The sequence below is a fragment of the Pseudomonas sp. IT-P218 genome (assembly GCF_949767605.1).
Taxonomy (GTDB): Bacteria; Pseudomonadota; Gammaproteobacteria; order Pseudomonadales; family Pseudomonadaceae; genus Aquipseudomonas; species Aquipseudomonas putida_AE.
Genome location: NZ_CATKQQ010000011.1, coordinates 85945 through 111440 on the forward strand (window position 1 = coordinate 85945; position 25496 = coordinate 111440).

General features: G+C 58.9%; 22 protein-coding genes, 3 tRNA genes and 1 pseudogene. 22 read left to right on the forward strand and 4 right to left on the reverse strand.

Annotation, left to right across the window (positions count from 1 at the left end; translation table 11 throughout):
• Positions 1–4: 4 nt before the first annotated feature.
• Positions 5–313: a YhbY family RNA-binding protein gene (locus tag ACM6I6_RS07005; protein WP_007942889.1), complete on the reverse strand. Its 309-nt coding sequence runs from the start codon at positions 311–313 to the stop codon at positions 5–7.
• Positions 314–414: 101 nt separating this feature from the next.
• On the opposite strand from ACM6I6_RS07005, the gene rlmE reads away from it, so the two are divergent.
• The 17 genes from rlmE to ACM6I6_RS07090 all read left to right on the forward strand — a co-directional run bounded on the left by rlmE (position 415) and on the right by ACM6I6_RS07090 (position 16415).
• Positions 415–1044: a 23S rRNA (uridine(2552)-2'-O)-methyltransferase RlmE gene (rlmE, locus tag ACM6I6_RS07010; protein WP_274074071.1), complete on the forward strand. Its 630-nt coding sequence runs from the start codon at positions 415–417 to the stop codon at positions 1042–1044.
• A 201-nt stretch (positions 1045–1245) separates the two neighbouring features.
• A complete protein-coding gene (ftsH, locus tag ACM6I6_RS07015) occupies positions 1246–3156 on the forward strand; it encodes an ATP-dependent zinc metalloprotease FtsH (RefSeq protein ID WP_020796530.1) in 1911 nt (636 codons plus the stop codon).
• A gap of 8 nt (positions 3157–3164) precedes the next feature.
• Positions 3165–4016, forward strand: a complete 852-nt coding sequence (gene folP, locus ACM6I6_RS07020) for a dihydropteroate synthase (protein WP_414919668.1) — start codon at positions 3165–3167, stop codon at positions 4014–4016.
• A gap of 16 nt (positions 4017–4032) precedes the next feature.
• Entirely contained in the window at positions 4033–5370 is a 1338-nt protein-coding gene (glmM, locus tag ACM6I6_RS07025) for a phosphoglucosamine mutase (RefSeq protein WP_274074069.1), read from the forward strand.
• Between the two features lie 66 nt (positions 5371–5436).
• Positions 5437–6192 carry a triose-phosphate isomerase gene (gene tpiA / locus ACM6I6_RS07030; protein WP_274074068.1) on the forward strand — a complete coding sequence of 252 codons (756 nt, stop codon included), beginning with the start codon at positions 5437–5439 and terminating at the stop codon, positions 6190–6192.
• Positions 6193–6196: 4 nt separating this feature from the next.
• Positions 6197–6580, forward strand: a complete 384-nt coding sequence (gene secG, locus ACM6I6_RS07035; RefSeq protein ID WP_017336473.1) for a preprotein translocase subunit SecG — start codon at positions 6197–6199, stop codon at positions 6578–6580.
• Positions 6581–6602: 22 nt separating this feature from the next.
• Positions 6603–6688, forward strand: a tRNA-Leu gene (locus tag ACM6I6_RS07040).
• 97 nt (positions 6689–6785) lie between these two features.
• Positions 6786–6862 (forward strand) — tRNA-Met (locus tag ACM6I6_RS07045).
• Between the two features lie 138 nt (positions 6863–7000).
• Positions 7001–7459 (forward strand): ribosome maturation factor RimP, encoded by a 459-nt coding sequence (gene rimP / locus ACM6I6_RS07050; RefSeq protein ID WP_007915250.1) that lies wholly within the window; start codon positions 7001–7003, stop codon positions 7457–7459.
• A gap of 59 nt (positions 7460–7518) precedes the next feature.
• Positions 7519–9000: a transcription termination factor NusA gene (gene nusA, locus ACM6I6_RS07055; protein ID WP_274074067.1), complete on the forward strand. Its 1482-nt coding sequence runs from the start codon at positions 7519–7521 to the stop codon at positions 8998–9000.
• Positions 9001–9027: 27 nt separating this feature from the next.
• Positions 9028–11553 (forward strand): translation initiation factor IF-2, encoded by a 2526-nt coding sequence (gene infB / locus ACM6I6_RS07060; RefSeq protein ID WP_274074066.1) that lies wholly within the window; start codon positions 9028–9030, stop codon positions 11551–11553.
• Positions 11554–11712: 159 nt separating this feature from the next.
• Positions 11713–12114 carry a 30S ribosome-binding factor RbfA gene (gene rbfA, locus ACM6I6_RS07065; RefSeq protein ID WP_008057429.1) on the forward strand — a complete coding sequence of 134 codons (402 nt, stop codon included), beginning with the start codon at positions 11713–11715 and terminating at the stop codon, positions 12112–12114.
• A gap of 3 nt (positions 12115–12117) precedes the next feature.
• Positions 12118–13035, forward strand: a complete 918-nt coding sequence (gene truB, locus ACM6I6_RS07070; RefSeq protein WP_274074065.1) for a tRNA pseudouridine(55) synthase TruB — start codon at positions 12118–12120, stop codon at positions 13033–13035.
• Positions 13036–13150: 115 nt separating this feature from the next.
• The gene (rpsO, locus tag ACM6I6_RS07075) at positions 13151–13420 is read left to right on the forward strand and encodes a 30S ribosomal protein S15 (protein WP_046820615.1); all 270 of its coding nucleotides are present in this window, start codon (positions 13151–13153) and stop codon (positions 13418–13420) included.
• A gap of 206 nt (positions 13421–13626) precedes the next feature.
• Positions 13627–15732: a polyribonucleotide nucleotidyltransferase gene (pnp, locus tag ACM6I6_RS07080; protein WP_007915263.1), complete on the forward strand. Its 2106-nt coding sequence runs from the start codon at positions 13627–13629 to the stop codon at positions 15730–15732.
• A 167-nt stretch (positions 15733–15899) separates the two neighbouring features.
• A tRNA-Thr gene (locus tag ACM6I6_RS07085) sits at positions 15900–15975 on the forward strand.
• Positions 15976–16109: 134 nt separating this feature from the next.
• Entirely contained in the window at positions 16110–16415 is a 306-nt protein-coding gene (locus ACM6I6_RS07090) for a DUF6388 family protein (protein WP_274074064.1), read from the forward strand.
• 87 nt (positions 16416–16502) lie between these two features.
• On the opposite strand, the gene nadC is transcribed toward ACM6I6_RS07090, so the two are convergent.
• The gene (gene nadC / locus ACM6I6_RS07095) at positions 16503–17351 is read right to left on the reverse strand and encodes a carboxylating nicotinate-nucleotide diphosphorylase (RefSeq protein ID WP_274074063.1); all 849 of its coding nucleotides are present in this window, start codon (positions 17349–17351) and stop codon (positions 16503–16505) included.
• A 221-nt stretch (positions 17352–17572) separates the two neighbouring features.
• Here nadC and ACM6I6_RS07100 point away from each other — a divergent pair, with 221 nt between their 5' ends.
• From ACM6I6_RS07100 to ACM6I6_RS07120, 5 genes and pseudogenes are all read left to right on the forward strand, one after another.
• Positions 17573–19144, forward strand: coding sequence for a DUF1631 family protein (locus ACM6I6_RS07100; RefSeq protein ID WP_414919669.1), 1572 nt, complete (start codon positions 17573–17575; stop codon positions 19142–19144).
• Between the two features lie 65 nt (positions 19145–19209).
• Positions 19210–19767 (forward strand): 1,6-anhydro-N-acetylmuramyl-L-alanine amidase AmpD, encoded by a 558-nt coding sequence (gene ampD, locus ACM6I6_RS07105; protein ID WP_414919670.1) that lies wholly within the window; start codon positions 19210–19212, stop codon positions 19765–19767.
• Positions 19767–20603, forward strand: a complete 837-nt coding sequence (gene ampE, locus ACM6I6_RS07110) for a regulatory signaling modulator protein AmpE (protein WP_274074060.1) — start codon at positions 19767–19769, stop codon at positions 20601–20603. Before ampD ends, ampE begins: the two co-directional genes overlap by 1 nt.
• 1672 nt (positions 20604–22275) lie before the next feature.
• Positions 22276–22980, forward strand: a complete 705-nt coding sequence (locus ACM6I6_RS07115) for a methyl-accepting chemotaxis protein (protein WP_408601058.1) — start codon at positions 22276–22278, stop codon at positions 22978–22980.
• A gap of 120 nt (positions 22981–23100) precedes the next feature.
• Positions 23101–23486: pseudogene (locus ACM6I6_RS07120) on the forward strand (hypothetical protein).
• Here the strand turns inward: ACM6I6_RS07120 and ACM6I6_RS07125 are convergent.
• The gene (locus ACM6I6_RS07125) at positions 23487–24263 is read right to left on the reverse strand and encodes a TatD family hydrolase (RefSeq protein ID WP_323628580.1); all 777 of its coding nucleotides are present in this window, start codon (positions 24261–24263) and stop codon (positions 23487–23489) included.
• Positions 24264–24266: 3 nt separating this feature from the next.
• On the reverse strand, positions 24267–25262 hold the full coding sequence (gene cra, locus ACM6I6_RS07130) for a catabolite repressor/activator (RefSeq protein WP_323605496.1): 996 nt from the start codon (positions 25260–25262) through the stop codon (positions 24267–24269).
• Positions 25263–25496: the final 234 nt, after the last annotated feature.

Genomic DNA, 25496 nt, shown 5'->3' on the forward strand with positions numbered 1-25496 from the left:
GTCATCACTTGAAGCGATGGACGTTCGACAGCTGCTTGTTGACGCTGAAGTTCTTGCGGTAAATCAGTGCCATCTTGCCGATGACCTGTACCAGGTCCGCTTTGCCAACCTTGCACAGCTCGGCAATGGATGCCAGGCGCGATTCGCGATCGAGGATGTTGAGCTTGATCTTGATCAGCTCGTGATCCGCCAATGCGCGTTCGAGTTCGGCTAACACACCTTCAGTCAAACCGTTGTCAGCCACAATCAAAACTGGTTTCAGATGGTGGCCAATGGATTTGTACTGTTTCTTCTGCTCTTGAGTGAGCGGCATAATCTGACCCTTTCGTCTGGATTCTGTAAAATGGCGGCCATTTTACCCGAGGGTTCGTGGATCCGCCCAACTAATCACGACCCTTATCATCGAGGTGCCCGATGGCGCGTTCCAAGACAAGCCTTGAGTGGCTGAAAAGACATGTCAATGACCCCTATGTGAAGCAGGCGCAGAAGGACGGGTACCGCTCGCGTGCGAGTTACAAGCTTCTGGAGATCCAGGAGAAGTACAAGCTGATCCGTCCGGGCATGAGCGTTGTCGACCTGGGTGCGGCGCCCGGTGGCTGGTCGCAGGTGACCAGCCGGCTGATCGGTGGCCAGGGTCGTCTGATCGCCTCGGACATCCTGGAAATGGACGGCATTCCGGACGTGACTTTCATCCAGGGTGACTTCACCCAGGACGAAGTGCTCGCCCGGATCCTTGAGGCCGTCGGTAATTCGCAGGTGGACCTTGTGATTTCCGATATGGCCCCCAATATGAGTGGTACGCCTGAAGTGGACATGCCCAAAGCCATGTTCCTGTGCGAGTTGGCACTTGATTTGGCTGAGCGGATACTCAAACCTGGTGGTAATTTCGTGATCAAGATCTTTCAGGGCGAAGGTTTCGATGTCTACCTGAAGGACGCTCGCAAGAAATTCGACAAGATCCAGATGCTCAAGCCGGACTCTTCGCGTGGCAGCTCTCGCGAGCAATACATGCTGGCTTGGGGCTATCGCGGTCGCAGTGAGTAAAACAAGGTTTTTTGGCGGGGTGATAGGTTTTTCGTATTTCGCCTCGCGTGCATAAGCGAATATTGTGTAGAAAGTGTTTCACAAAGGGTTACAGACGGCGCCTGCCAGAGTTGTAGGTAATGTAGTAAGTTAGGCCGGTGAATATCATGCGAAGCGCGCGCCAACGCGGCGCTTGCTTCAGAGGGTAGTTAATTGAACGATATGGCAAAGAATCTGATCCTGTGGTTGATCATCGCGGCTGTCCTGGTGACGGTGATGAACAACTTCTCCAGCCCTAACGAGCCGCAGACCCTCAACTATTCCGACTTCATCCAGCAGGTCAAGGATGGCAAGGTCGAGCGCGTGGCGGTTGATGGCTACGTGATTACCGGCAAGCGCAACGATGGCGACAGCTTCAAGACCATTCGTCCGGCAATCCAGGACAACGGCCTGATCGGCGACCTGGTGGATAACCACGTCGTGGTCGAAGGCAAACAGCCTGAGCAGCAAAGCATCTGGACTCAACTCCTGGTGGCGAGCTTCCCGATCCTGGTGATCATCGCGGTGTTCATGTTCTTCATGCGCCAGATGCAGGGCGGTGCCGGTGGCAAGGGCGGGCCGATGAGCTTCGGCAAGAGCAAGGCGCGCCTGCTCTCCGAAGACCAGGTGAAAACCACCCTGGCAGACGTTGCAGGTTGCGACGAAGCCAAGGAAGAAGTCGGCGAGCTGGTCGAGTTCCTGCGTGATCCGGGCAAGTTCCAGCGCTTGGGTGGCCGCATTCCTCGCGGCGTGCTGATGGTCGGTCCTCCGGGTACCGGTAAAACCTTGCTGGCCAAGGCGATTGCCGGCGAAGCCAAGGTGCCTTTCTTTACCATTTCCGGTTCCGATTTCGTCGAAATGTTCGTCGGTGTCGGTGCCAGCCGTGTTCGCGACATGTTTGAACAGGCCAAGAAACACGCGCCATGCATCATCTTCATCGATGAAATCGACGCCGTCGGTCGCCACCGTGGTGCCGGCATGGGCGGTGGTCACGATGAGCGCGAGCAGACTCTCAACCAGTTGCTGGTGGAGATGGACGGCTTCGAAATGAACGACGGCATCATCGTGATTGCCGCGACCAACCGTCCCGACGTACTGGACCCTGCGCTGCTGCGCCCGGGCCGTTTCGACCGTCAGGTCGTGGTCGGCCTGCCGGATATCCGTGGTCGCGAACAGATTCTCAAGGTCCACATGCGCAAAGTGCCAATGGGTGACGACGTCGCTCCGGCCGTGATCGCTCGTGGTACCCCTGGCTTCTCCGGTGCCGACCTGGCCAACCTGGTCAACGAGGCGTCGTTGTTCGCTGCCCGTGCCGGCAAGCGCATCGTCGAAATGAAAGAGTTCGAACTGGCCAAAGACAAGATCATGATGGGCGCCGAGCGCAAATCCATGGTCATGTCCGAGAAAGAAAAGCAGAACACCGCTTATCACGAAGCCGGCCATGCCATTGTCGGTCGTGTCGTGCCTGAGCATGATCCGGTGTACAAGGTCTCGATCATTCCGCGCGGTCGTGCGCTGGGTGTGACCATGTTCTTGCCGGAGGAAGATCGCTATAGCCTGTCCAAGCGCGCACTGATCAGCCAGATCTGCTCGCTCTACGGTGGCCGTATCGCTGAAGAAATGACCCTGGGCTTCGATGGCGTCACCACCGGTGCATCGAACGACATCATGCGTGCCAGCCAGATTGCGCGGAACATGGTGACCAAGTGGGGCCTTTCCGAGAAGCTCGGTCCGCTGATGTACGCCGAAGAAGAGGGCGAAGTGTTCCTCGGTCGCGGCGGCGGTGGCCAGAGTGCAAGTTTCTCCGGTGAGACAGCCAAGCTGATCGACTCCGAAGTGCGCAGTATCATCGACCAGTGCTACGGCACGGCCAAGCAGATTCTCACGGACAACCGTGACAAGCTCGACGCCATGGCCGATGCCCTGATGAAGTATGAAACCATCGATGCCGAGCAGATCGACGACATCATGGCTGGACGCACCCCTCGCGAACCTCGCGACTGGTCGGGCGGTACCGGTACATCCGGCACCCCTCCGGCAGTGCAGGGCGAACGTCCGGAAACACCTATCGGCGGTCCCGCTGCTGACGTTTAAGGTTTGAAATGACTTTTGTTCAGTCCTCGACCCGGTTGCCTTGCGGCAACCGGGTTCTTGATTTGGCCCAGACGCATGTCATGGGCATTCTCAATGTCACTCCCGATTCTTTCTCCGATGGTGGTCGATTCAGCCAGCTCGATGCGGCGTTGCGCCATGCCGAAGCCATGGTCGCGGCTGGCGCCACATTGATCGATGTCGGCGGCGAGTCCACTCGTCCGGGCGCCAGGGCGGTTTCTCCGCTCGAAGAGCTGGAGCGCGTGGCGCCGATCGTCGAGCGGATCCACCGTGAGCTGGATGTGATCATCTCGGTTGATACCTCCACACCCGCGGTCATGCGCGAAACAGCGCGACTCGGTGCCGGCTTGATCAATGACGTGCGTTCGTTGCGCCGCGAAGGAGCGCTGGATGCGGCGGCGGCTACCGGCTTGCCCGTGTGCCTGATGCACATGCTCGGTGAGCCGGGTGACATGCAGGACAACCCGCACTACCAGGACGTCACCCAAGAGGTGGGCCAGTTTCTTGCCGAGCGCATGGCTCAATGCGCAGCGGTGGGCATTCCGGCTGAGCGGATCATTCTCGATCCGGGTTTTGGCTTCGCAAAAAACCTGCAGCACAATCTAAGCTTGTTCAAGCACATGGAAGCCTTGCATGCCTTGGGGCGCCCGCTGTTGGTTGGGGTGTCGCGCAAGAGCATGATCGGTCAGGCGTTGAATCGTCCCGTCGGGGAGCGCCTGTACGGCGGTCTTGCCCTCGCGGCGCTGGCATCGCACAAAGGTGCGCGTATATTGCGTGTCCATGACGTAGCTGAAACAGTTGATGTGGTGAAAATGATCACCGCCGTGGAATCAGCCGAATAAGAAAGATGGAGTAATTATGACTAAGAAATATTTTGGCACCGACGGTATTCGTGGTCGGGTCGGCGTTTATCCGATCACTCCTGACTTCATGCTCAAGCTGGGCTGGGCTGCCGGCATGGCGTTCCGCAAGATGGGCGCGTGCAAGGTGCTGGTAGGCAAGGACACGCGGATTTCCGGGTACATGTTCGAATCGGCACTCGAGGCCGGGCTGACGTCGGCGGGTGCCGACGTGATGCTCCTGGGCCCGATGCCGACGCCGGCCATCGCTTACCTGACGCGTACCTTCCATGCTGAAGCCGGCATCGTGATCAGTGCGTCGCACAATCCCCATGACGACAATGGCATCAAGTTTTTCTCCGGGAAGGGCACCAAGCTTCCCGATGAAATCGAGCACATGATCGAAGAGCTGCTCGATACCCCGATGACCGTGGTTGAGTCGAGCAAGATCGGCAAGGTCTCGCGAATCAATGACGCCTCCGGTCGTTATATCGAATTCTGCAAGAGCAGCGTGCCGACCGGCACCAGCTTTGCCGGCCTGAAGGTCGTCATCGACTGCGCCCACGGTGCCACGTACAAGGTGGCGCCGAGCGTATTCCGCGAGCTGGGTGCCGAGGTCGTGGTCCTGTCCGCGCACCCCAATGGCCTGAACATCAACGACAACTGCGGTTCGACCCACATGGGCCAGCTGCAGGCTGCCGTGCTGGCCGAGCATGCCGACCTGGGTATCGCGTTCGACGGTGACGGCGATCGCGTGCTGATGGTCGATCACACCGGTGCCATCGTCGACGGCGACGAACTGCTGTACATCATCGCTCGCGATCTGCATGAGCAGAACAAGCTGCAAGGCGGTGTGGTCGGTACATTGATGAGTAACCTGGGGCTGGAGCTCGCCCTGGCGGACCTGGCGATTCCCTTCGTGCGCGCCAACGTCGGTGACCGTTATGTGATCGCTGATCTGCTGGAACGCAACTGGCTGGTGGGTGGCGAGAACTCGGGGCATATCGTGTGCTTCCATCACACCACCACCGGTGACGCAATCATTGCCGCGCTGCAGGTGCTGATGGCATTGAAGACTCGCTCCCAGGGCCTGGCAGAGGCACGCCAGGCATTGCGCAAGTGTCCTCAGGTGTTGATCAACGTGCGTTTCGGCGGCGGTGCAAACCCGCTCGAGCATGCGTCGGTCAAGGAAGCCAGCGAGCGTGTTACCCAGGCCATGGCGGGTCGCGGGCGGGTTCTGTTGCGCAAGTCCGGGACAGAGCCGCTGGTACGTGTAATGGTCGAAGGCGAAGACGAAACCCTGGTTCGCGGCTACGCCGAAGAGCTGGCAAAACTGGTTACTGAAGTTTCTGCCTGAATTCGGCTTGCCAGCCTCGATTGTGTTGGGTAACATCTGCGCCCACTTTGACCGACGAGGTACAGCATGCGTCGCCCTATGGTAGCTGGTAACTGGAAGATGCACGGTACCCGCGCCAGCGTCGCTGAGCTGATCGACGGCCTATGTGACTTGGCCTTGCCGAGCGGTGTTGAGGTAGCGGTATTCCCGCCTTTGTTGCATATCAGCCAAGTGGTTGATGGCTTGAAAGGAAAGTCGGTTTCGATCGGCGCGCAGAATTCTGCGGTGGAATCCGGACAAGGTGCACTGACCGGTGAGGTCTCGCCAAGTCAGTTGGTGGATGCAGGTTGTTCCCTGGTGCTTGTCGGGCACTCCGAACGCCGCCAGATAATGGGCGAGCAGGACGAAGTGCTGATTCGCAAGTTTGCAGCGGCACAGGCAAGCGGCCTGGTTCCGGTGTTGTGCATAGGGGAAACCCTGGAGCAGCGTGAAGCCGGCAAGACCCTTGAAGTTGTCTCGCAGCAACTGGGCAGCATTATCGACGAGCTGGGTGTCGGTGTGTTTGCCAAGGCAGTAATCGCTTACGAGCCGGTCTGGGCCATTGGCACCGGGCTGACTGCTTCGCCGCAACAGGCGCAGGATGTGCACGCAGCCATTCGCGCACAGTTGGCGGCAGAGAATTCTGAAATCGCACAAGGTGTGCGGCTTCTATACGGCGGCAGCGTGAAGGCGGCCAATGCGGTCGAACTGTTCGGCATGCCGGATATCGATGGGGGTCTCATTGGTGGGGCTTCCCTGAATGCAGATGAGTTCGGTGCGATTTGTCGCGCCGCGGGAAACTGAAAAAATGCTGGAAACAGTCGTAGTCGTTTTTCATCTGCTGGGTGCATTGGGCGTAGTAGCTCTGGTTTTGCTGCAGCAGGGTAAAGGTGCGGACGCTGGCGCGTCTTTCGGAGCAGGTGCTTCAAATACTGTGTTCGGAAGCCAAGGTTCCTCTACCTTTCTTAGTAAGTTTACTGCTATACTTGCCGCAGGTTTCTTCATAACCAGCTTAGGGTTAGGTTACTTTGCTAAAGAGAAAGCTCACCAGCTGACTCAAGTAGGTTTGCCAAACCCGGCAGTGTTGGAAGTTCCAAAGCAACAACCGGCTTCTGATGATGTCCCGGTGCTTCAAGAGCAAAAGTCGGCTACTCCAGCGACTGACGTACCTCCAGCTCAAGAGCAGAAGTAAGAAGGGTTTCAAACGTAGTATTGCCGAGGTGGTGGAATTGGTAGACACGCAACCTTGAGGTGGTTGTGCCCATAGGGTGTAGGGGTTCGAGTCCCCTTCTCGGTACCAATTAGTCAGGAGAGCCCGCTGTTGCGGGCTTTCTTGCAGGTGGAAGGTTACATTGACCCTGTAGGGGATCGGTCGTATACTTCCGCCCCAGCTTTGTCGCGGGGTGGAGCAGTCTGGTAGCTCGTCGGGCTCATAACCCGAAGGTCGTCGGTTCAAATCCGGCCCCCGCAACCAGTTTAAGGAGCCCCTTTTAAGGGGCTTTTTGTTAGCTGGACACTTCCAGCGCCGCTGTTCGACGGCGTTTCAAGGATGGGCGTTTCGCCCATTTTTTTATTTTGCACAGCATGCACATACATGCACGAGGGGGTTCAGGTGTCGAGCAAGCTAGAAGAGTTGCAGGCCTTGCTGGCCCCGGTGGTCGTGGCCCTAGGCTATGAATGCTGGGGTATCGAGTTTTCGGCTCAGGGTCGTCACTCGATGTTGCGCGTTTATATCGATAAAGAGGGCGGTGTGCTGGTGGACGATTGTGCCATCGTCAGCCGTCAGATCAGCGGTGTACTGGATGTTGAAGATCCGATCTCCGTTGAATACACCCTCGAAGTTTCCTCGCCAGGCATGGAACGCCCGCTGTTCACTCTTGAGCAGTTTGCAAAATTTGCCGGTGAACAAGTGAAGATCAAGCTGCGCTCGCCTTTTGAAGGACGACGCAACTTTCAGGGCCTTCTGCGCGGTGTAGAAGAGCAGGACGTCGTGGTGCAGGTAGATGACCATGAGTTCCTGTTGCCGATCGATATGATCGACAAGGCCAACATTATTCCCAGTTTTGACTGAGGCGTGCCAGATACTGCGGATCCCGCGGATCCAATGGCTTGCGAAAGGCGAGGCGTACGATGAGCAAAGAAGTACTGCTGGTTGTTGAGTCGGTATCCAATGAAAAGGGTGTACCGGCAAGCGTAATTTTTGAAGCGCTGGAGCTGGCTCTGGCCACGGCTACCAAAAAGCGTTTTGAAGACGAAGTTGATCTGCGTGTGGAAATCAACCGCCACACCGGTGCTTACGAAACCTTCCGTCGCTGGACGGTCGTCGAAGAAGAAAACCTGGACGATCCGGCCATCGAAACCTGGCCGAGCAAGGTTGCTGAAACGCACCCTGGCGCCAAGGTCGGTGACGTTGTAGAAGAGAAGATCGAATCGATCGAGTTCGGCCGCATCGCTGCACAGACTGCCAAGCAAGTCATCGTGCAGAAGGTTCGCGAAGCCGAGCGCGCCCAGGTTGTTGACGCTTACCGCGAGCGCCTGGGTGAAATCATCTCCGGCACCGTGAAAAAAGTCACCCGCGACAACGTGATCGTCGACCTGGGTAACAACGCTGAAGCGTTGCTGGCCCGTGAAGACATCATTTCTCGCGAAACTTTCCGGGTTGGCGTGCGCTTGCGTGCGCTGCTCAAGGAAATCCGCACCGAGAACCGCGGCCCACAGTTGATCCTGTCGCGTACCGCGCCGGAAATGCTGATCGAGTTGTTCCGCATCGAAGTGCCGGAAATTGCCGAAGGCCTGATCGAAGTAATGGCTGCGTCCCGTGATCCGGGTTCGCGCGCCAAGATCGCCGTGCGCTCCAAGGACAAACGCATCGACCCGCAGGGCGCTTGCATCGGTATGCGCGGTTCGCGCGTCCAGGCAGTGTCGGGCGAGTTGGGCGGTGAGCGTGTGGACATCGTCCTGTGGGACGATAACCCGGCTCAGTTCGTGATCAACGCCATGTCCCCGGCCGAGGTTGCGGCAATTATCGTTGACGAAGATGCCCATGCAATGGACATCGCCGTTGGCGCAGACAATCTGGCTCAGGCCATCGGTCGTGGTGGTCAGAACGTGCGTCTGGCCAGCCAGTTGACTGGCTGGACCCTGAACGTGATGACCGAATCGGACATCCAGGCTAAACAGCAAGCAGAAACCGGCGACATCCTGCGCAACTTCATCGACGAGCTGGAAGTCGACGAAGAGCTGGCACAGGTGCTGGTCGATGAAGGCTTCACCAGCCTGGAAGAGATTGCCTACGTACCGTTGGAAGAAATGCTCAACATCGACGGCTTTGACGAAGAAATCGTCAACGAGCTTCGCGCTCGTGCCAAGGATCGTTTGTTGACCAAAGCCATCGCTACTGAGGAAAAGCTGGCAGACGCCCATCCGGCCGAAGACCTGCTCTCGCTTGAGGGTATGGACAAGGATTTGGCGATGGAACTGGCGGTGCGCGGCGTAATTACCCGCGAAGACCTGGCCGAGCAGTCTATTGACGACCTGCTCGACATCGACGGCATTGACGATGATCGTGCCGGCAAGTTGATCATGGCCGCCCGAGCCCACTGGTTCGAGTAATTAGGCGCGGCCTGAGGAGAGAAGTGCATGACGCAAGTCACGGTGAAACAACTGGCCGATGAGGTCAAAACACCGGTAGAGCGCCTGTTGCAGCAGATGCGTGAGGCAGGTCTGCCGCACACCGCCGCCGAAGAAAGTGTGACTGACAGTGAGAAGCAATCGTTGCTGACTCACTTGAAAAGCAGCCACAAGGCGAAAGTGGAAGAACCACGCAAGATTACGCTGCAGCGTAAAACCACCAGCACCCTGCGTGTTGCTGGCAGCAAAAGCATCAGCGTTGAAGTACGCAAGAAGAAAGTCTTCGTACAGCGCAGCCCGGAAGAAATCGAAGCCGAGCGCAAGCGTGAACTGGATGAACGTCGCGCAGTAGAAAATGCTGCACGTCAGAAGGCTGAAGAAGAAGCCAAGCGCCGCGCCGAAGAAGAAGCGCGTCGCCAGCCTGCTGCTGCGCCGACCGCTCCAGCCCAACCCGTTGCAGCGCCCGCTGCGGTGGCCGAGCCTGTGCGCGAAAGTGCACCGGTCGTGGCAGCCGCTCCGGCACCTGCAGCCGATGCCCGCAAGCGTGACGAACAGCGTCGTCCGGACAAACCACGTGCCGACGACAGCAATCGTCGCGGTAGTGGCGATGGCGAGCGCAAAAACGCTCCGCATCGTGCTTCGGTCAAGGAAAAGGCGCCAGCGCCACGTGTTGCCCCACGTACTACCGACGAAGAAAGCGATGGCTTCCGTCGTGGTGGTCGCGGCAAGGCCAAGCTGAAGAAACGCAACGCCCACGGTTTCCAGAGCCCAACCGGCCCTGTCGTGCGCGAAGTGAAGATCGGCGAAACCATCACTGTTGGCGATCTCGCCCAACAGATGTCGGTGAAGGCTGCTGAAATCATCAAGTTCATGTTCAAACTGGGTACCCCAGCGACCATCAACCAGGTACTGGACCAGGAAACTGCCCAGCTGGTTGCCGAAGAGCTGGGCCACAAAGTGACCCTGGTCAGCGACACCGCCCTGGAAGATTCCCTGGCCGAGTCCCTGAAGTTTGAAGGCGAGGCTGTTTCCCGTGCACCAGTCGTGACCGTAATGGGCCACGTTGACCACGGTAAGACTTCCCTGCTCGACTACATCCGTCGTGCCAAGGTAGCTGCTGGCGAAGCCGGTGGTATCACCCAGCACATCGGTGCCTACCACGTTGAAACCGACCGTGGCATGGTGACGTTCCTCGACACCCCTGGTCACGCCGCGTTTACCGCCATGCGTGCCCGTGGTGCCAAGGCGACCGACATCGTGATCCTGGTGGTTGCAGCGGACGACGGCGTGATGCCGCAGACCATCGAAGCTGTTCAGCACGCCAAGGCTGCTGGCGTTCCGCTGGTTGTCGCGGTGAACAAGATCGACAAGCCAGGTGCTGACCTCGATCGCATCCGTAGCGAACTGTCGGTACACGGCGTGACCTCGGAAGAGTGGGGTGGTGACACTCCATTCGTACCGGTTTCGGCGAAGATGGGTACTGGCGTCGACGAACTGCTCGAAGCCGTTCTGTTGCAGGCCGAAGTCCTGGAACTGACCGCTACCCCATCGGCTCCTGGCCGTGGTGTCGTGGTTGAGTCCCGCCTGGACAAGGGCCGTGGCCCGGTGGCTACCGTGCTGGTTCAAGACGGTACCCTGCGTCAAGGCGACATGGTCCTGGTCGGTTCGAACTACGGCCGTGTACGTGCCATGCTCGACGAGAACGGCAAGCCAATCAAGGAAGCCGGTCCGGCCATCCCTGTCGAGATCCTCGGCCTGGACGGTACCCCGGACGCTGGCGACGAGATGAGCGTGGTTGCCGACGAGAAGAAAGCCCGTGAAGTGGCTCTGTTCCGTCAAGGCAAGTTCCGCGAAGTCAAGCTGGCCCGTGCTCACGCCGGCAAGCTGGAAAACATCTTCGAAAACATGGGCCAGGAAGAGAAGAAGACGCTCAACATCGTCCTCAAATCCGACGTCCGTGGTTCGTTGGAAGCGTTGAACGGTGCCTTGAACGGCCTGGGTAACGACGAAGTGCAAGTGCGCGTGGTCGGTGGCGGTGTCGGTGGTATCACCGAATCCGACGCCAACCTGGCACTGGCCTCCAACGCTGTACTGTTCGGCTTCAACGTGCGTGCCGATGCTGGCGCGCGCAAGATCGTCGAGCAGGAAGGTCTGGATATGCGTTACTACAACGTGATCTACGACATCATCGAAGACGTCAAGAAAGCCCTGACCGGCATGCTCGGCAGCGATGTTCGCGAGAACATCCTGGGTATCGCCGAAGTGCGTGACGTGTTCCGTTCGCCGAAGTTTGGCGCGATCGCCGGTTGCATGGTGATCGAAGGTGTCGTTCACCGTAACCGTCCAATCCGTGTACTGCGTGAAGACATCGTTATCTTCGAAGGCGAGCTGGAATCCCTGCGCCGCTTCAAGGATGACGCGTCGGAAGTACGTGCCGGCATGGAATGCGGTATCGGCGTGAAGAGCTACAACGACGTCAAGGTCGGTGACAAGATCGAAGTCTTCGAGAAGGTTCAGGTTGCTCGCAGCCTCTAACTCGCGCACTTCAAGAGCCGTGATGGCCAGCCGCATGCAATTGCGCGGCGCATCGCCCGGACTCTAAACGCAACGCCCGGTCTGGCTTTTGTCAGGCCGGGCGTTTGCCGCTTTCAGACCACACGGGTTTCACCGTGGGGCAGTAACAGGTAACAAGACATGGCAAAAGAATACAGCCGTACCCAACGTATCGGCGATCAGATGCAGCGCGAGCTGGCACAACTGATCCGTCGTGAAGTCAAAGACCCGCGCGTCGGCCTGGTCACCATTACCGCTGTGGAAGTCAGCCGTGACGTCGGTCACGCGAAGATCTTCATCACTGTAATGGGCCAGGACAGCCACGAAGACATCGCGCAAAGCATCAAGGTGCTCAACTCCGCCGCCGGTTTCCTGCGCATGCAGCTGGCTCGCGAGATGAAGCTGCGCAGCGTTCCGCAGTTGCACTTCCACTACGATGAAAGCGTCGTGCGCGGTGCGCATCTGTCGGCCTTGATCGAGCGTGCAGTAGCCGAAGACAACCAGCACTCGGTTGCGGCACAAGCCGAAGACACCAAGGAGTAATCGGTGGCTCAGGTCAAACGTATCCGTCGTAACGTCAGTGGCATCATCCTGCTCGATAAACCGCTGGGGTTCACCTCCAACGCGGCCTTGCAGAAGGTCCGCTGGTTGCTCAACGCCGAGAAGGCCGGGCACACCGGCAGTCTCGATCCGCTGGCCACTGGCGTGTTGCCGCTGTGCTTCGGTGAGGCCACCAAGTTCTCGCAGTACCTGCTCGATTCCGACAAGGGTTACGAAACCCTGGCGCAGCTGGGCAAGACCACCACCACGGCCGATGCCGAGGGTGAGGTTTTGCAGGAGCGCCCGGTGACCGTTGGTCAGGCCGATATCGAAGCCGTACTGCCGCAATTTCGTGGGCAAATCAGTCAGATACCGCCGATGTACTCGGCCCTCAAGCGTGACGGGCAGCCCCTGTACAAGCTGGCCCGTGCAGGTGAAGTAGTGGAGCGCGAAGCGCGTTCTGTTACTATTACGCGCTTGGAATTGCTGGCCTTCGAAGGGGATACTGCGCGGCTTGCGGTGGATTGCACCAAAGGCACCTATATCCGCACCCTGGTGGAGGATATCGGTGAGCAACTCGGTTGTGGCGCTTACGTTGCAGAACTGCGACGTACCCAGGCCGGGCCTTTCACCCTGGCGCAAACCGTTACCCTCGAAGAGCTGGAAGCGGTACATGCCGAAGGCGGCAACGAGGCGGTCGACCGCTTCCTGATGCCATCGGACAGCGGCCTGCTGGATTGGCCACTGTTGCAGTTCTCGGAAGCGAGTGCGTTCTACTGGCTCAACGGCCAGCCGGTACGCGCCCCGGATGCCCCGAAGTTCGGCATGGTACGGGTACAGGATCACAATGGTCGCTTCATCGGTATCGGTGAAGTGAGCGAAGACGGGCGCATCGCGCCGCGTCGACTGATTCGGTCAGAATGACCGAACGAGTGTGGCTGTTAGCAGGCACGGTCACTACTCATTTTTAGATACAGGGATTTGTCCCTGGCCTGTTGAAACTGTTTTTGAAACAGTTTCCTGATAAAAGGATTGCCACATGGCTCTCGACGTTCAAGAAAAAGCTCAAATCGTAGCTGACTACCAGCAAGCTGTTGGTGACACTGGTTCGCCAGAAGTGCAAGTTGCACTGCTGACCGCCAACATCAACAAACTGCAAGGTCACTTCAAGGCCAACGGTAAAGACCACCACTCCCGTCGTGGTCTGATCCGCATGGTTAACCAGCGTCGTAAGCTGCTGGACTACCTGAAAGGCAAAGACGTGAGCCGTTACAGCGCTCTGATCGGTCGCCTGGGTCTGCGTCGCTAATAAGCGATTGCGCTAGAGGTTGGTTGTCTGTCGTGCGTCAGCGGTTTTCCGCCGGCGCGTGGCAGGCTCCCAGCCTCAAGTTTTATCTGGATATCCGTTTTGCCTGTGTGACACCCAGGACAACCGGTCGGGCCGATTCCCGGCGTTGCCCAAGAATTTCGCAAGAACCCAGTTTCCCCAAGAGCCACAAAAGAAGGTAGGACACCGTGAACCCGGTAATCAAAAAGTTCCAGTTCGGTCAGTCGACCGTCACCCTCGAGACCGGCCGTATCGCCCGTCAGGCCTCCGGCGCAGTATTGGTCACCGTTGACGACGACGTCAGCGTATTGGTGACCGTCGTTGGTGCCAAGCAAGCCGATCCAGGCAAGGGCTTCTTCCCTCTGTCTGTTCATTACCAGGAAAAGACTTACGCTGCCGGTAAGATCCCTGGCGGTTTCTTCAAGCGCGAAGGCCGTCCTTCCGAGAAAGAAACCCTGACTTCCCGACTGATCGACCGTCCGATCCGTCCGCTGTTCCCTGAAGGCTTCATGAACGAAGTGCAGGTTGTCTGCACCGTCGTGTCCACCAGCAAGAAGACCGATCCGGACATCGCTGCGATGATCGGTACCTCGGCTGCCCTGGCCATCTCCGGCATTCCTTTCGATGGCCCGATCGGCGCAGCCCGCGTTGCTTTCCACGAAAGCACCGGCTACCTGCTGAACCCGACTTACGAACAGCAGGCTGCTTCGAGCCTGGACATGGTCGTTGCCGGTACTTCGGACGCCGTGCTGATGGTTGAATCGGAAGCCAAAGAGCTGACCGAAGACCAGATGCTGGGCGCGGTACTGTTTGCTCACGACGAATTCCAGGTTGTGATCAACGCTGTTAAAGAATTGGCCGCTGAAGCTGCCAAGCCAACCTGGACCTGGGCTCCTGCGCCAGAAGCCACCGAACTGCTGGGCGCTATCCGTGCCGAGTTCGGCGAAGCGATCTCCCAGGCTTACACCATCACCGTCAAGGCCGACCGTTACGCTCGCCTGGGCGAGTTGAAGGACCAGGTCGTTGCCAAGCTGTCCGGTGAAGAAGGCCAGCCTTCCTCCAGCGAAGTCAAAGCGGCTTTCGGCGAGATCGAATACCGCACCGTTCGCGAAAACATCGTAAACGGCAAGCCACGTATCGACGGTCGCGACACCAAGACTGTACGTCCGTTGAACATCGAAGTCGGCGTTCTGCCAAAGACCCACGGTTCGGCTCTGTTCACCCGTGGCGAAACCCAGGCCCTGGTAGTCGCGACCCTGGGCACCGCCCGTGACGCACAACTGCTGGACACCCTGGAAGGCGAGAAAAAAGACCCGTTCATGCTGCACTACAACTTCCCTCCGTTCTCGGTGGGCGAGTGTGGTCGCATGGGTGGCGCTGGTCGTCGCGAAATCGGTCACGGCCGTCTGGCCCGTCGTTCGGTTTCGGCCATGCTGCCTGCCGCTGACGTGTTCCCGTACACCATCCGTGTAGTGTCGGAAATCACCGAATCCAACGGCTCGAGCTCGATGGCTTCCGTTTGCGGCGCTTCCCTGGCCCTGATGGACGCTGGTGTGCCGATGAAGGCACCGGTTGCCGGTATCGCCATGGGCCTGGTTAAAGAAGGTGAGAAATTCGCCGTCCTGACCGACATCCTGGGTGACGAAGACCACCTGGGCGACATGGACTTCAAGGTAGCCGGTACCGCCAAAGGCGTCACCGCGCTGCAGATGGACATCAAGATCAAGGGCATCACCGAAGAGATCATGGAGATCGCTCTGGGCCAAGCCCTGGAAGCGCGCCTGAACATCCTCGGCCAGATGAACCAGATCATTGGCCAGTCGCGTACCGAACTGTCGGCCAACGCTCCGACCATGATCGCGATGAAAATCGACACCGACAAGATCCGTGACGTCATCGGTAAAGGCGGCGCGACCATTCGTGCGATCTGTGAAGAGACCAAGGCTTCGATCGACATCGAAGACGACGGCTCGATCAAGATCTTCGGCGAAACCAAGGAAGCTGCAGAAGCTGCTCGTCAGCGCGTCCTGGGTATCACCGCTGAAGCCGAAATCGGCAAGATCTACGTCGGTAAGGTTGAGCGCATCGTCGACTTCGGCGCATTCGTCAACATCCTGCCTGGCAAGGACGGTCTGGTTCACATCTCCATGCTGAGCGATGCTCGCGTTGAGAAAGTGACCGACATCCTGAAAGAAGGTCAGGAAGTGGAAGTACTGGTACTGGACGTGGACAACCGCGGCCGTATCAAGCTGTCCATCAAGGACGTAGCAGCAGCGAAGGCTTCGGGCGTTTAATTACTCCCGCGTCTGACCGCTGAACAACAAAACGCCCCGACTGGTTCGGGGCGTTTTGCTGTGCGCAGATCGCAGCTTATGCAGGAGCTGCCGCAGGCTGCGATCTTTTGATTTTAAACGTGTTCGAAGTTGCCTGACTCCATGGTCAGTGCTAGGTTTAGCCCACTGCCCGTGTAGCTCAGCCGGTAGAGCAGCGCACTCGTAACGCGAAGGTCGCAGGTTCGATTCCTGTCTCGGGCACCAGCGACACGTTGTTTTCAGATGATCCCGAATGGTTCTGAAGGCCAGAAAAACCGGGTTTTAAGCGGTTTTTTTGCGTCAGAGAGATCCTTGATGATCCAGATCCATCTTCCATTCCCCCGATCTAAGAGAACGCCATGACCGTTAAAGAGATGTCCCAGGAAGCAAGGCACGTAGAAGCACTGAAGAAATACGTGTTGGATGCGCCAGAATTGATGGACGAGATCAAGGACCTGCCCGCCGACGATCAGAAAGACCAGATCCAGTGGGCGTTCGAGGATGAAGCCGAAGCCCAGGGCTTGCAGCCGTGGGAACTGACGCTCAAATACACATCAACCCCCGAAGAGTACGAGGCCGAGCGCCTGAAACTGCATAAGGAAGCGGCTGAAGTGTTGGGTGTCGAGTGGGATGAGTACTGCGAGATGAACAATCTCGTCGTTTGACGAGAGCTACTAGCTCCAAGCCGCAAGCTACAAGTCAAAGCGGGACCGCTTTAAGCTTGTAACTTGCCGCTTGTGGCTCGCAGCTCCTCAGAGGCTCAGTCGCATCGACAGATCCACAGCCTTCACATCCTTGGTCATCGCCCCAATCGAAATGTAATCCACCCCGGTTTCGGCAATCGGCAGCAATGTGCTTTCGTTGATCCCGCCGCTGGCCTCCAGCTTTGCCTTGCCATCGTTCAGGCGCACGGCTTCGCGCATGTCATCCAGGCTCAGTTCGTCGAGCATGATGATGTCGGCCCCGGCCGCCAGGGCTTCCTTGAGTTCATCAAGGCTTTCCACTTCGATCTCTACCGGCTTGCCCGGTGCAATCTTGTGCGCGGCAGCGATGGCCTGGGGGATGCCTCCGCTGGCGGCGATGTGGTTTTCCTTGATCAGGAAGGCGTCATACAGGCCGATGCGGTGGTTGTGGCAACCGCCGCAGGTGACCGCGTACTTTTGCGCCAGACGCAGCCCCGGCAAGGTCTTGCGGGTGTCGAGCAGTTTCACCCGGGTTTCGGCAACGAAGTCTGCCAGTTGCTGCGCGCGAGTGGCGACACCAGAGAGCATTTGCAGGAAGTTCAGCGCGCTACGTTCGCCCGTCAGCAGCGAGCGGGCCGGCCCTTCGAGGTGGAACAACACCTGGTTGGGCTTTACGCGCTCGCCATCGGCGACCTGCCAATGCACCGCCACCCGTGGGTCCAACTGCCGGAACACAGTATCGACCCAGGCAGTGCCACAGATGACGGCGGCGTCGCGGGTGATGATGGTGGCTTTGGCCAGGCGTTCGGCCGGGATCAGCTGCGCGGTGATGTCGCCGCTGCCGATGTCTTCGAGCAGCGCGCGGCGCACGTTGGCTTCGATTTCGGCGTTCAAATCGGCGAGACGTAGATTCGGCATAAGCAACTCCACAAACAAAGTGGTCCGATTATAGGGCCATGCTACCGGGCAACCCAAGGCATCCGCATTGTTCCCGGTCGATTCCGCGCCTGATCGACATCCGTGAGACTGTTCTTTTCATGCGCAACGAGCGTCGGGGTGGCGTTAGGGCTACCTTTGTCCGATAATTCGCCTTGGATTTGACGTCACGACTTTGACGGCTGCAGGTTTCAGGAGGCTGGATGCACAACGACGGGAATGTGGTGCCTTTGCGCAGGGTCGCTACCGACCAGACGACGCACCCGCCACTCGCCCGCCTGCCTGTCATCGTCCTGCAGGTTCGCGACAAGGCTACTCAACAGCTCAGGCAGGGCTTGCAGGCGCTGTTCGATAATGCCGACGATAGCCTCTTCGAAATGGCTGACCGGGCACTCGATGATGTTGAGCAGAACCTGTTGTTTGAGGCGACGCGCGATTTGCGCTTGAAGCGCAAAAGCATCGAGCGGTTGTTTTTCGAGCAATTCTTCGAGGCGTTCATCAGCCTCGGTCACTGCGACCTCGCTTACAGGGCCCTGCCTCGGTCATTGTCTGCCGATACCCGTGGGGCGCTGCCGGATGACGGGCTGGGGCGTAACCAGGCTTTGGATGCGATGGTCAATCAGGTGCTCTATCGCGACGGATTTGCCCTTGACCAACTCACCGCCCGCCTCAGCACGTTGCTGGGCAGGACGCTGATCGAGCAGAACAATCCCCTGGGGCCGACGATGCTCTGCCAGTGCTTCCTTGGGGCCGGACGCCACCTGGGCGTGGACATCAAGGTCAAGCTGATTATCCTCAAGCTGTTTGATCGCTATGTGCTCAGTGGCGCCGGCCAGCTTTACGCCCAGGCCAACCAACTGCTGGTCGCCACCGGTGTGCTACCTGGCCTCACGCCCGCCCCGACCATCTCCACAACGGATAACGCCAGCGCCGGTACGGTTGCCACGTCAGCAGATCCGCAGGCTGATGAGATCGTGCCCGCGGTACTGGCGGCGCTGCAGGACCTGTTGTTGCAGGTGCGCGCGAGCATTGCCAATTCTCCTGAGGCCGAGGCCGGTGATCATGAGCGCGACAGTCTGTACCGGCGCATCGAGCAAGTGGCGCAGCGTTTTTTGGACGAGTTTGTCGACGACCCGGCGATATTTTCTGAACTGCTGAATGAATTCCTTGCGTTCGCCCGTGACGAACGCCGTCGCAGGGAATTGCTTGAGCAGCGGATTCGTGATGCCGAGGAAAGTCGCGGCAGAACCGCTTTGGCCCGCCAGCGAGTCGAGCAGGCTTTGAATCAGGCGCTGCTGGGCAAGAAATTGCCACAAAGTGTGCTGGCGTTCGTGCAAGACGCCTGGAGCAACGTTTTGCTGATGACCTGCCTCAAGCATGGCCATCTGTCGCTGCCGTGGCAGGCTGATGTGCAGACCATGGTGCAATTGATCTGGAGCGTCCAGCGTCATGACCTGCCCGATGCACGAGAGCATTTGTTGACGCTGGTCCCGGGGTTGCTCAAGTCATTGCGCGAGGGACTGAGCAGTTCGGCGTTCGATCCGTTTGCCACGAGCAAGTTTTTCAGCGAGCTGGAGCGCTTGCACGTTCAATTGTTCGAGCATCCAGGGCATTCACCAGGTGCGACGGCGATGGTCGAGGTGTTGGAGCCATTCACTCTGCCTACGGCTGGGGAAAGTCCCGCCGACACTGCTCGCGTGCTCGAGGATAGCGCATTGTTTGAACGCGCCCTGGCGTCGGTGATCGCAAAACTGCAGCGCCTCAATCGCGTCTAGTGATCGCCCCCGGTGGGCTATCGCGGCATACTGGGTGCCAACACAGTCGTCGTGAAGGAATCTGTATGCAGCTGGACCCCGCGAGCGGTTGGTGCAAGGGTGTGCATTTATGCCCCTCGCCCAACTTCAATGCGCGCCCCGAGGGCGAAATTTCCCTGCTGGTGATTCATAACATCAGCCTGCCGCCAGCGCAGTTCAAGACTGGCAAGGTGCAGGAGTTTTTCCAGAATCGTCTGGATGTCACGGAGCATCCCTACTTTCAAGGGATTGCCGACCTGCGGGTGTCTGCGCATTTTCTGATCGAGCGTGACGGGACCGTCACTCAGTTTGTCTCTTGCCTTGAGCGTGCCTGGCATGCGGGTGTTTCGAGTTTCGAGGGGCGGGAAACCTGTAACGATTTTTCCGTAGGCATCGAACTCGAAGGCACGGATGATCTGCCATTCGACGATGCGCAATACCGAGCGTTGACGACCCTGACCCGCCAGCTGCAGTCGGCGTTTCCGGCAATCACCACGCAACGTATCTGCGGGCACAGCGACATCGCCCCCGGGCGCAAGACTGATCCGGGGCCCGCGTTCGACTGGGCACGCTATCGGGCAGCCCTGGCACAAGAGGAAGGATAATGAGTTTTCTGGTGTTGCTGTTGGCGGTGTGGATCGAGAAATTTTCGGCCCTGCGCCATCGGGTTCAACGCGACGCTGGCTGGATTCGCGAGCTGCACAAGCTTGAACTCGGCCCGCGCCTGGTGAACCGTCCGTGGCTGGTCCTGGCGGTGCTGGTGTTGTTTCCGGTGGCGTTGCTGGGCTTGCTGCTGGTGGTGCTCGACCCAGTCGCCTACGGCCTGTTGGCGCTGCCGGTGCATTTGCTGGTGGTGATCTACAGCCTGGGTCGCGGTGATCTGCTGGCCGGTCTCGGTCCCTTCCGCGATGCCTGGCGTCGCGAAGACCTGCAAGCGGCGGCCCATGTGGCCAAGCGTGACCTGGACATCTGCGCCGACAATGCCGAGCAACTGCTGGAGCGGGTCGAAGGGCATTTGCTGTGGGAGGCCTACCAGAGCTTTTTCGCGATCATTTTCTGGTACTTCCTGCTGGGGCCGGTCGCCGCGCTGAGCTATCGATTGCTGGCCCTGGCCGAAGAACACGGGCAAAACCCCGCCGTGGTCGAGCGCGCCGCGCAACTGCGCCATGCATTCGACTGGGTGCCAGTGCGTCTGTTGGCCGCCAGCCTTGCCCTGGTCGGCAACTTTGTCGCGGTCAGCCGGGTGATGCTGCACGAACTGCTGAACTGGAACATCAGCGCCGCCCAACTGATCGAAAGGGTCGGACTGGTGGCCGGTGAAATTCCAGCGCCGGTGGTCGGGCCTGAGGGTATCCACAATCTTGACCGTATCTGGGAGTTGCTGCTGCGGGCGGCAGTGCTCTGGTATGCGGGGTTTGCGTTGTGGACTGTGTTGCCGTAGGAGCCGGCTTACCGAGTCGCCGCATGCTCGCGGATGCACCCGACCCACTGTAGGAGCTGGCTTGCCAGCGATGGAGGTCAACGATGACGCGTGGAGCCTGACACCCTGCGGTGTTCTCAGGTTTTTCGCGAGCAAGCTCGCTCCTACAGGGTTAACCGGGTTGCCCACAGCGCAGAACCTGGTACACGGTTCCCTGCCTGCGCCAGCAAGAATTTGTGCGCACCGTTAACCTTAAGTTACAAAACATCCCCCTGATTTACGCTATACAGAGATAGCGCCGAATAGTGGCTATCTGCTGTCTCGCTGCGCCCACCCATAAAAATAAGAAATCCAAGGGAGACTTCCAGTGAAGAGCTTGCTCTATCCCGCCGTCGCGCTGATGAACCGCCTGAGTTTTGGCATGAAGTTCAGCCTGATCAGCGTACTGTTCCTGGTGCCAATGCTGGTCACCAACTTCTACCTGGTGCGTGACTCCTATCGCGAATTCCAGGGCACCCGGGTCGAACTGCAGAGCCTGGACCTGTTGGGCAGCAGCCTCGCATTACGGCGTGATCTGGAGACCCTGAACAATCTTGTGCAGATCAACGTCGCCCTGGGCCAATCCGGCAAGGCGGCGAATCTCGAGGCGCAGATCAATACGCTGGAACAAGGCGTTCTGGCACGCTTGCAGGGGTTGACGGCGATGGCCACCGATCCCGAGCAGATCGCATTGTTCGATGGCAAGCGCGATGAAATGATCAGCGCGTTCAAGGCCCAGCAGACGGAAAAATCCCTGCAAAGCAAAAGTGCACTGATCGGCAAACTGGTCGGCAATGCCCAGGTCTTCGGCCAGATTATCGCCAGCCAGGCCGGCCTGAGTCACGACAGCCAGAGTGACATGCGCCAGCTGAGCGAACTCGTCACCAGCATCACCCCGCGCATCACCCAGATGCTCGGCGAAGGCCGTGCATTGGGCTCCGCTTCGCTGGGCCAGGGGTTTCTAAATTCGTCGTCGAGTACGCGTTTTGATGAATTGCTCGCGCAAATCGAAAAGCTCCAGGCCGAGTATGGCCTGAAGCTGCAGGATGCCACGGGCTCCAGCAATGCCGCGCGTGAAGCCCTGGCTACCCCGGCTGACAGCAGCAAGGCCTCGTTGAAAAAGGCCAGTGAACTGTTCGAAGAGCAAGTGGTGATGGCCGACACGCTCGATGCACCGTGGCTAGCCTTTTACGATCAGGTCTCGACGCTGATGGGCCAGACCTACCAGCTCAATGAAGCCACCTTGAAATTTCTCGGTACCCAGTTGCAACAGCGCCTGGACCAGAACCGCACGCACATGATCCTGCAGGCCGTTGCGCTGTCGGTGGTGTTCGTACTGATCTTTTATCTTTACGGCGCCTTCTACGCCTCCACCCGCACCACCCTCAAGCGTCTTGGCGCGGTCATGGACAAGGTGGCGGCTGGCGACATGACGGTCACCTTCAATGCCCACAGCCGTGATGAACTGGGTGAGTTGGGCGAGGTGTTCAACGGCACCGTGAAAAAGATCCATGACTTGATCGAGCGTGTCGGGCAGACGGTCGGCGAAGTCGAGCGCCAGGCTGGGCAAGTCGAGAGTGTCTCGGCGCAAAGCAACCAGGCCGTGGCCGGGCAGCGCTCGCAGATCGAGCAGGTCGCCACGGCGATGAACCAGATGTCGGCCACTTCCCTGGAGGTGGCGCGCAGCGCGGCCGCCGCCGTCAGCAGCGCCCACAGCGTCAACGACGAAACGGTGAGCGGTCGTGGGCTGGTGCAGTCGCAGCAGGGCAGCATCGCGGCACTGGCCAGCGAAATCGACCAATCGGTGCAGGTGATCAACCAGTTGGCCAGCGACAGTCAGTCCATCAGCCGTGTGCTGGAGGTGATAAAGAGCATCGCCGAACAGACCAACCTGCTGGCGCTCAATGCCGCTATCGAGGCTGCCAGGGCGGGTGAGCAGGGTCGCGGGTTTGCGGTGGTGGCGGATGAAGTCCGCACGCTGGCCAAGCGCACCCAGCAATCGACCGAAGAGATCGAACAGATGATCGCCAAGCTGCACGGCGGTGTCGGGGCCGCGGTCAAGGCGATGGGCGTCAGCCATGAGATGGCCAGCGGCACGGTGGGGCAGTCGGAAAAGGTCCAGCAGGCCCTGGAAAATATCCTTGGGGCGGTCGGCATGATCGTCGACCAGAACCAGCAGATCGCCGCGGCTGTGGAACAGCAGACCGCAGTCGCCCATGACATTGACCAGAACATCGTCGAGATCAATCGTGCCGGAGAGCGCACGGCCGAAGGTGCGCACCAGACCGAGGATGCCAGTCGAGCGCTTTCGGCGCAGGTGGTCGAGCTCAAACAGCTGATCAGCGCGTTCCGGGTCTGAAAGCTCTGTAGTACCTCTTCCCAATGCCTGGAGGAAACCTCCTGTTTTCCTCCGGGCTCTGGTTTTTCGGCTTCAATGAAGGAGTATCCACTTCACTGACCGCTTGGAGGAGGCACGGTTATGGCTGTTGCAACACTTGGAATCCAGGGTCGCTGTGCACATTGCCAGCGCACGCTGTTGCTTAAACCCTGGCAACTCCCATTGCAATCAACGAAGCATTCACCTGTTCGCACTGCCAGAAAACCCTGCAACTGTGCGACCCGAAACAGATCAGGCGCTTCAAGTCCCTGGACTCGATAGCCATGTTGAAGGCAAGCCTGTTGGTCACGATTTGCACCACATTGCTGGTGGTGCTGGTACTGGAATGGATCGGTATATTCAGCGTCGTGGAACAGCTGAATTTTTCGCTGGGCGCGATTTTCGTCTACTTCGTTGCCCTTCGATTTGCCCGTCAGCGTCAGCACATGACGCTGATTCTCGAGGCCGCCAAGGCCCACGTCGACTGATCACCAGTTGAACAGTTCACGGGCATTGGCGGTGCTGGCGGCGGCCAGTTGTTCGGGGGCGAGCGACATGATTTGCGCCAGCGCCGTGCAGATCGCCGGCAAGTGCGCCGGGCTGTTGCGCTGGCCGGGGAACATCGCCGGTGCCATGTCCGGCGAGTCGGTTTCCAGCACCACCGATTCCAGCGGCAACCGCGCGAGCACCCGGTGCATGCGCAGTGCCTGGGGCCAGGTCGCCGCACCTCCGAGACCGAGCTTGAAACCGAGCTTGATGTATTCGCGGGCTTCTTCCTGGCTGCCGGCGAAGGCATGAATGATCCCGGCGCGTTTCAATTTGAAGCGTTTAAGCGTGGCAATCACGGCCGCATGACTGCGGCGCACATGAATCAGCGCGGGCAGGTGGAAATCCACCGCCAGTTGCAGTTGCGCGTCGAACAGCGCTTGCTGACGTTCGCGATCCAGGGTTTCGATGAAGTAGTCCAGGCCGATCTCGCCCACCGCACACAGCTGGCGATGGCCAGCCAATCGCGTCAGCCAGTCGCCCAGCTCGGTAAGGTGCTCAGGAAGATGATCCTCCAGATACACCGGGTGCAAACCCAAGGCCGCATGCAGGTCCGGATCGTTTTGCACCAGGTCCCAGACACGTTGCCAATTGCCCTGATAAACCCCCAGCACCACCATCTGCCGCACCCCGAGTGCGCGGCTTTCGGCCATCAGCGCCTGACGATCCGCGTCGAAGTCGGGGAAGTCCAGGTGAGTGTGGGTGTCGATCAGGTCCATGGCTCAGTCCTGGCGAATACGTTGTTTGAACGTCCGCGCGATGGCCTGCACACCGGGTTGGTAATCGGATTGCTCGATGGCGGCCAGAGCCAGTGCGAGAGCCTTGTCGGCAATCAACTGGTGTTGCTGTGCCATGGCATTCACCGGCAGCGGCAGGAAATCCAGCAACTGGGTGTCACCAAATGTGCCGAGGCGCAGCGGACGGGTTTTCAGCGGGAAGTCGTGCAATGCATCGAACACGCCCTGCAGCAGGACATAGGACGTGGTCACCAGGGCTTCTGGCAAATGCCCTACGCGCTGGAGCAATTCTTCCATCAACTGTTTGCCGCATTCACGGCTGAACGAATCACCGTGTTCGATCAGGACCTCGCCGTCGTACCCGATCAAGGCCTCCTTGAAGCCGGCGGCCCGTTCCTGGCTGATGCTCAACTCGGGGCGGGCACCGATCAAGGCGATCTGTTTGGGCAGCGGATCAAGCAGGCTCCGGGTCAGATGCAGGCTGGCCTCGCGGTCGTCGCTGATCACCGAGCAGAAATACTCGGGCTCCATGACCCGGTCGATGGCGATGATCGGAATGCCTTTGGTTTGCAGCAGGCGATAGCTGTCGTCGCCCGGCGGCAGGCAACTGGCGACAATCAGGGCATCACAGCGACGGGCGCGGAACAGTTGCAGCAGTTGCCGTTCACTGTCGGGTGCATCGTCGGAGCTGGCGATCAACAGCTGATAGCCACGCGCCCGGGCACCTTGTTCCAGGAGCTTGGCGATCCGCGCGTAACTGGGGTTTTCCAGGTCCGGCAGAATGAAGCCCAAGGTTCGGGTGTGGCGACTGCGCAGGCCGGCCGCCTGGGGATTAGGCGTGAAGCCATGTTCTTCGACCACCGCGCGCACGCGCTCGACGGTAGCGCTGCTGATGCGTTGCTGTTCGGCCTTGCCATTGATGACGTAGCTGGCGGTGGTGACAGACACACCGGCCAGCTGGGCTATATCACTGAGTTTCAACCCGCTATTCCTTGTTTTCTCGAGGTTGCCTCGACATTTTCACCAATCCTACCCGATTCAGGCAGGCGACCTTTGTCACAACGCATCCGACAAGTTGGGCTTCAACGATGCAACATTATCGAGTAACGTGCCAATCACTCTAGATTAAACGATTCAGCAAGCGTATTTTCTACATTAATGGCTGCTTTGGCCGGTTCTGCCGCGAAACCACCAAAGATTGTTTAAAGACAAAGG

Coding starts and splice junctions, on each gene's coding strand:
- ACM6I6_RS07005 (WP_007942889.1), bottom strand. CDS start 313: ATGCCGCTCACTCAAGAGCAGAAGAAACAGTACAAATCCATTGGCCAC.
- rlmE (WP_274074071.1), top strand. CDS start 415: ATGGCGCGTTCCAAGACAAGCCTTGAGTGGCTGAAAAGACATGTCAAT.
- ftsH (WP_020796530.1), top strand. CDS start 1,246: ATGGCAAAGAATCTGATCCTGTGGTTGATCATCGCGGCTGTCCTGGTG.
- folP (WP_414919668.1), top strand. CDS start 3,165: ATGACTTTTGTTCAGTCCTCGACCCGGTTGCCTTGCGGCAACCGGGTT.
- glmM (WP_274074069.1), top strand. CDS start 4,033: ATGACTAAGAAATATTTTGGCACCGACGGTATTCGTGGTCGGGTCGGC.
- tpiA (WP_274074068.1), top strand. CDS start 5,437: ATGCGTCGCCCTATGGTAGCTGGTAACTGGAAGATGCACGGTACCCGC.
- secG (WP_017336473.1), top strand. CDS start 6,197: ATGCTGGAAACAGTCGTAGTCGTTTTTCATCTGCTGGGTGCATTGGGC.
- nusA (WP_274074067.1), top strand. CDS start 7,519: ATGAGCAAAGAAGTACTGCTGGTTGTTGAGTCGGTATCCAATGAAAAG.
- infB (WP_274074066.1), top strand. CDS start 9,028: ATGACGCAAGTCACGGTGAAACAACTGGCCGATGAGGTCAAAACACCG.
- rbfA (WP_008057429.1), top strand. CDS start 11,713: ATGGCAAAAGAATACAGCCGTACCCAACGTATCGGCGATCAGATGCAG.
- rpsO (WP_046820615.1), top strand. CDS start 13,151: ATGGCTCTCGACGTTCAAGAAAAAGCTCAAATCGTAGCTGACTACCAG.
- ACM6I6_RS07090 (WP_274074064.1), top strand. CDS start 16,110: ATGACCGTTAAAGAGATGTCCCAGGAAGCAAGGCACGTAGAAGCACTG.
- nadC (WP_274074063.1), bottom strand. CDS start 17,351: ATGCCGAATCTACGTCTCGCCGATTTGAACGCCGAAATCGAAGCCAAC.
- ACM6I6_RS07100 (WP_414919669.1), top strand. CDS start 17,573: ATGCACAACGACGGGAATGTGGTGCCTTTGCGCAGGGTCGCTACCGAC.
- ampD (WP_414919670.1), top strand. CDS start 19,210: ATGCAGCTGGACCCCGCGAGCGGTTGGTGCAAGGGTGTGCATTTATGC.
- ampE (WP_274074060.1), top strand. CDS start 19,767: ATGAGTTTTCTGGTGTTGCTGTTGGCGGTGTGGATCGAGAAATTTTCG.
- ACM6I6_RS07115 (WP_408601058.1), top strand. CDS start 22,276: ATGTCGGCCACTTCCCTGGAGGTGGCGCGCAGCGCGGCCGCCGCCGTC.
- ACM6I6_RS07125 (WP_323628580.1), bottom strand. CDS start 24,263: ATGGACCTGATCGACACCCACACTCACCTGGACTTCCCCGACTTCGAC.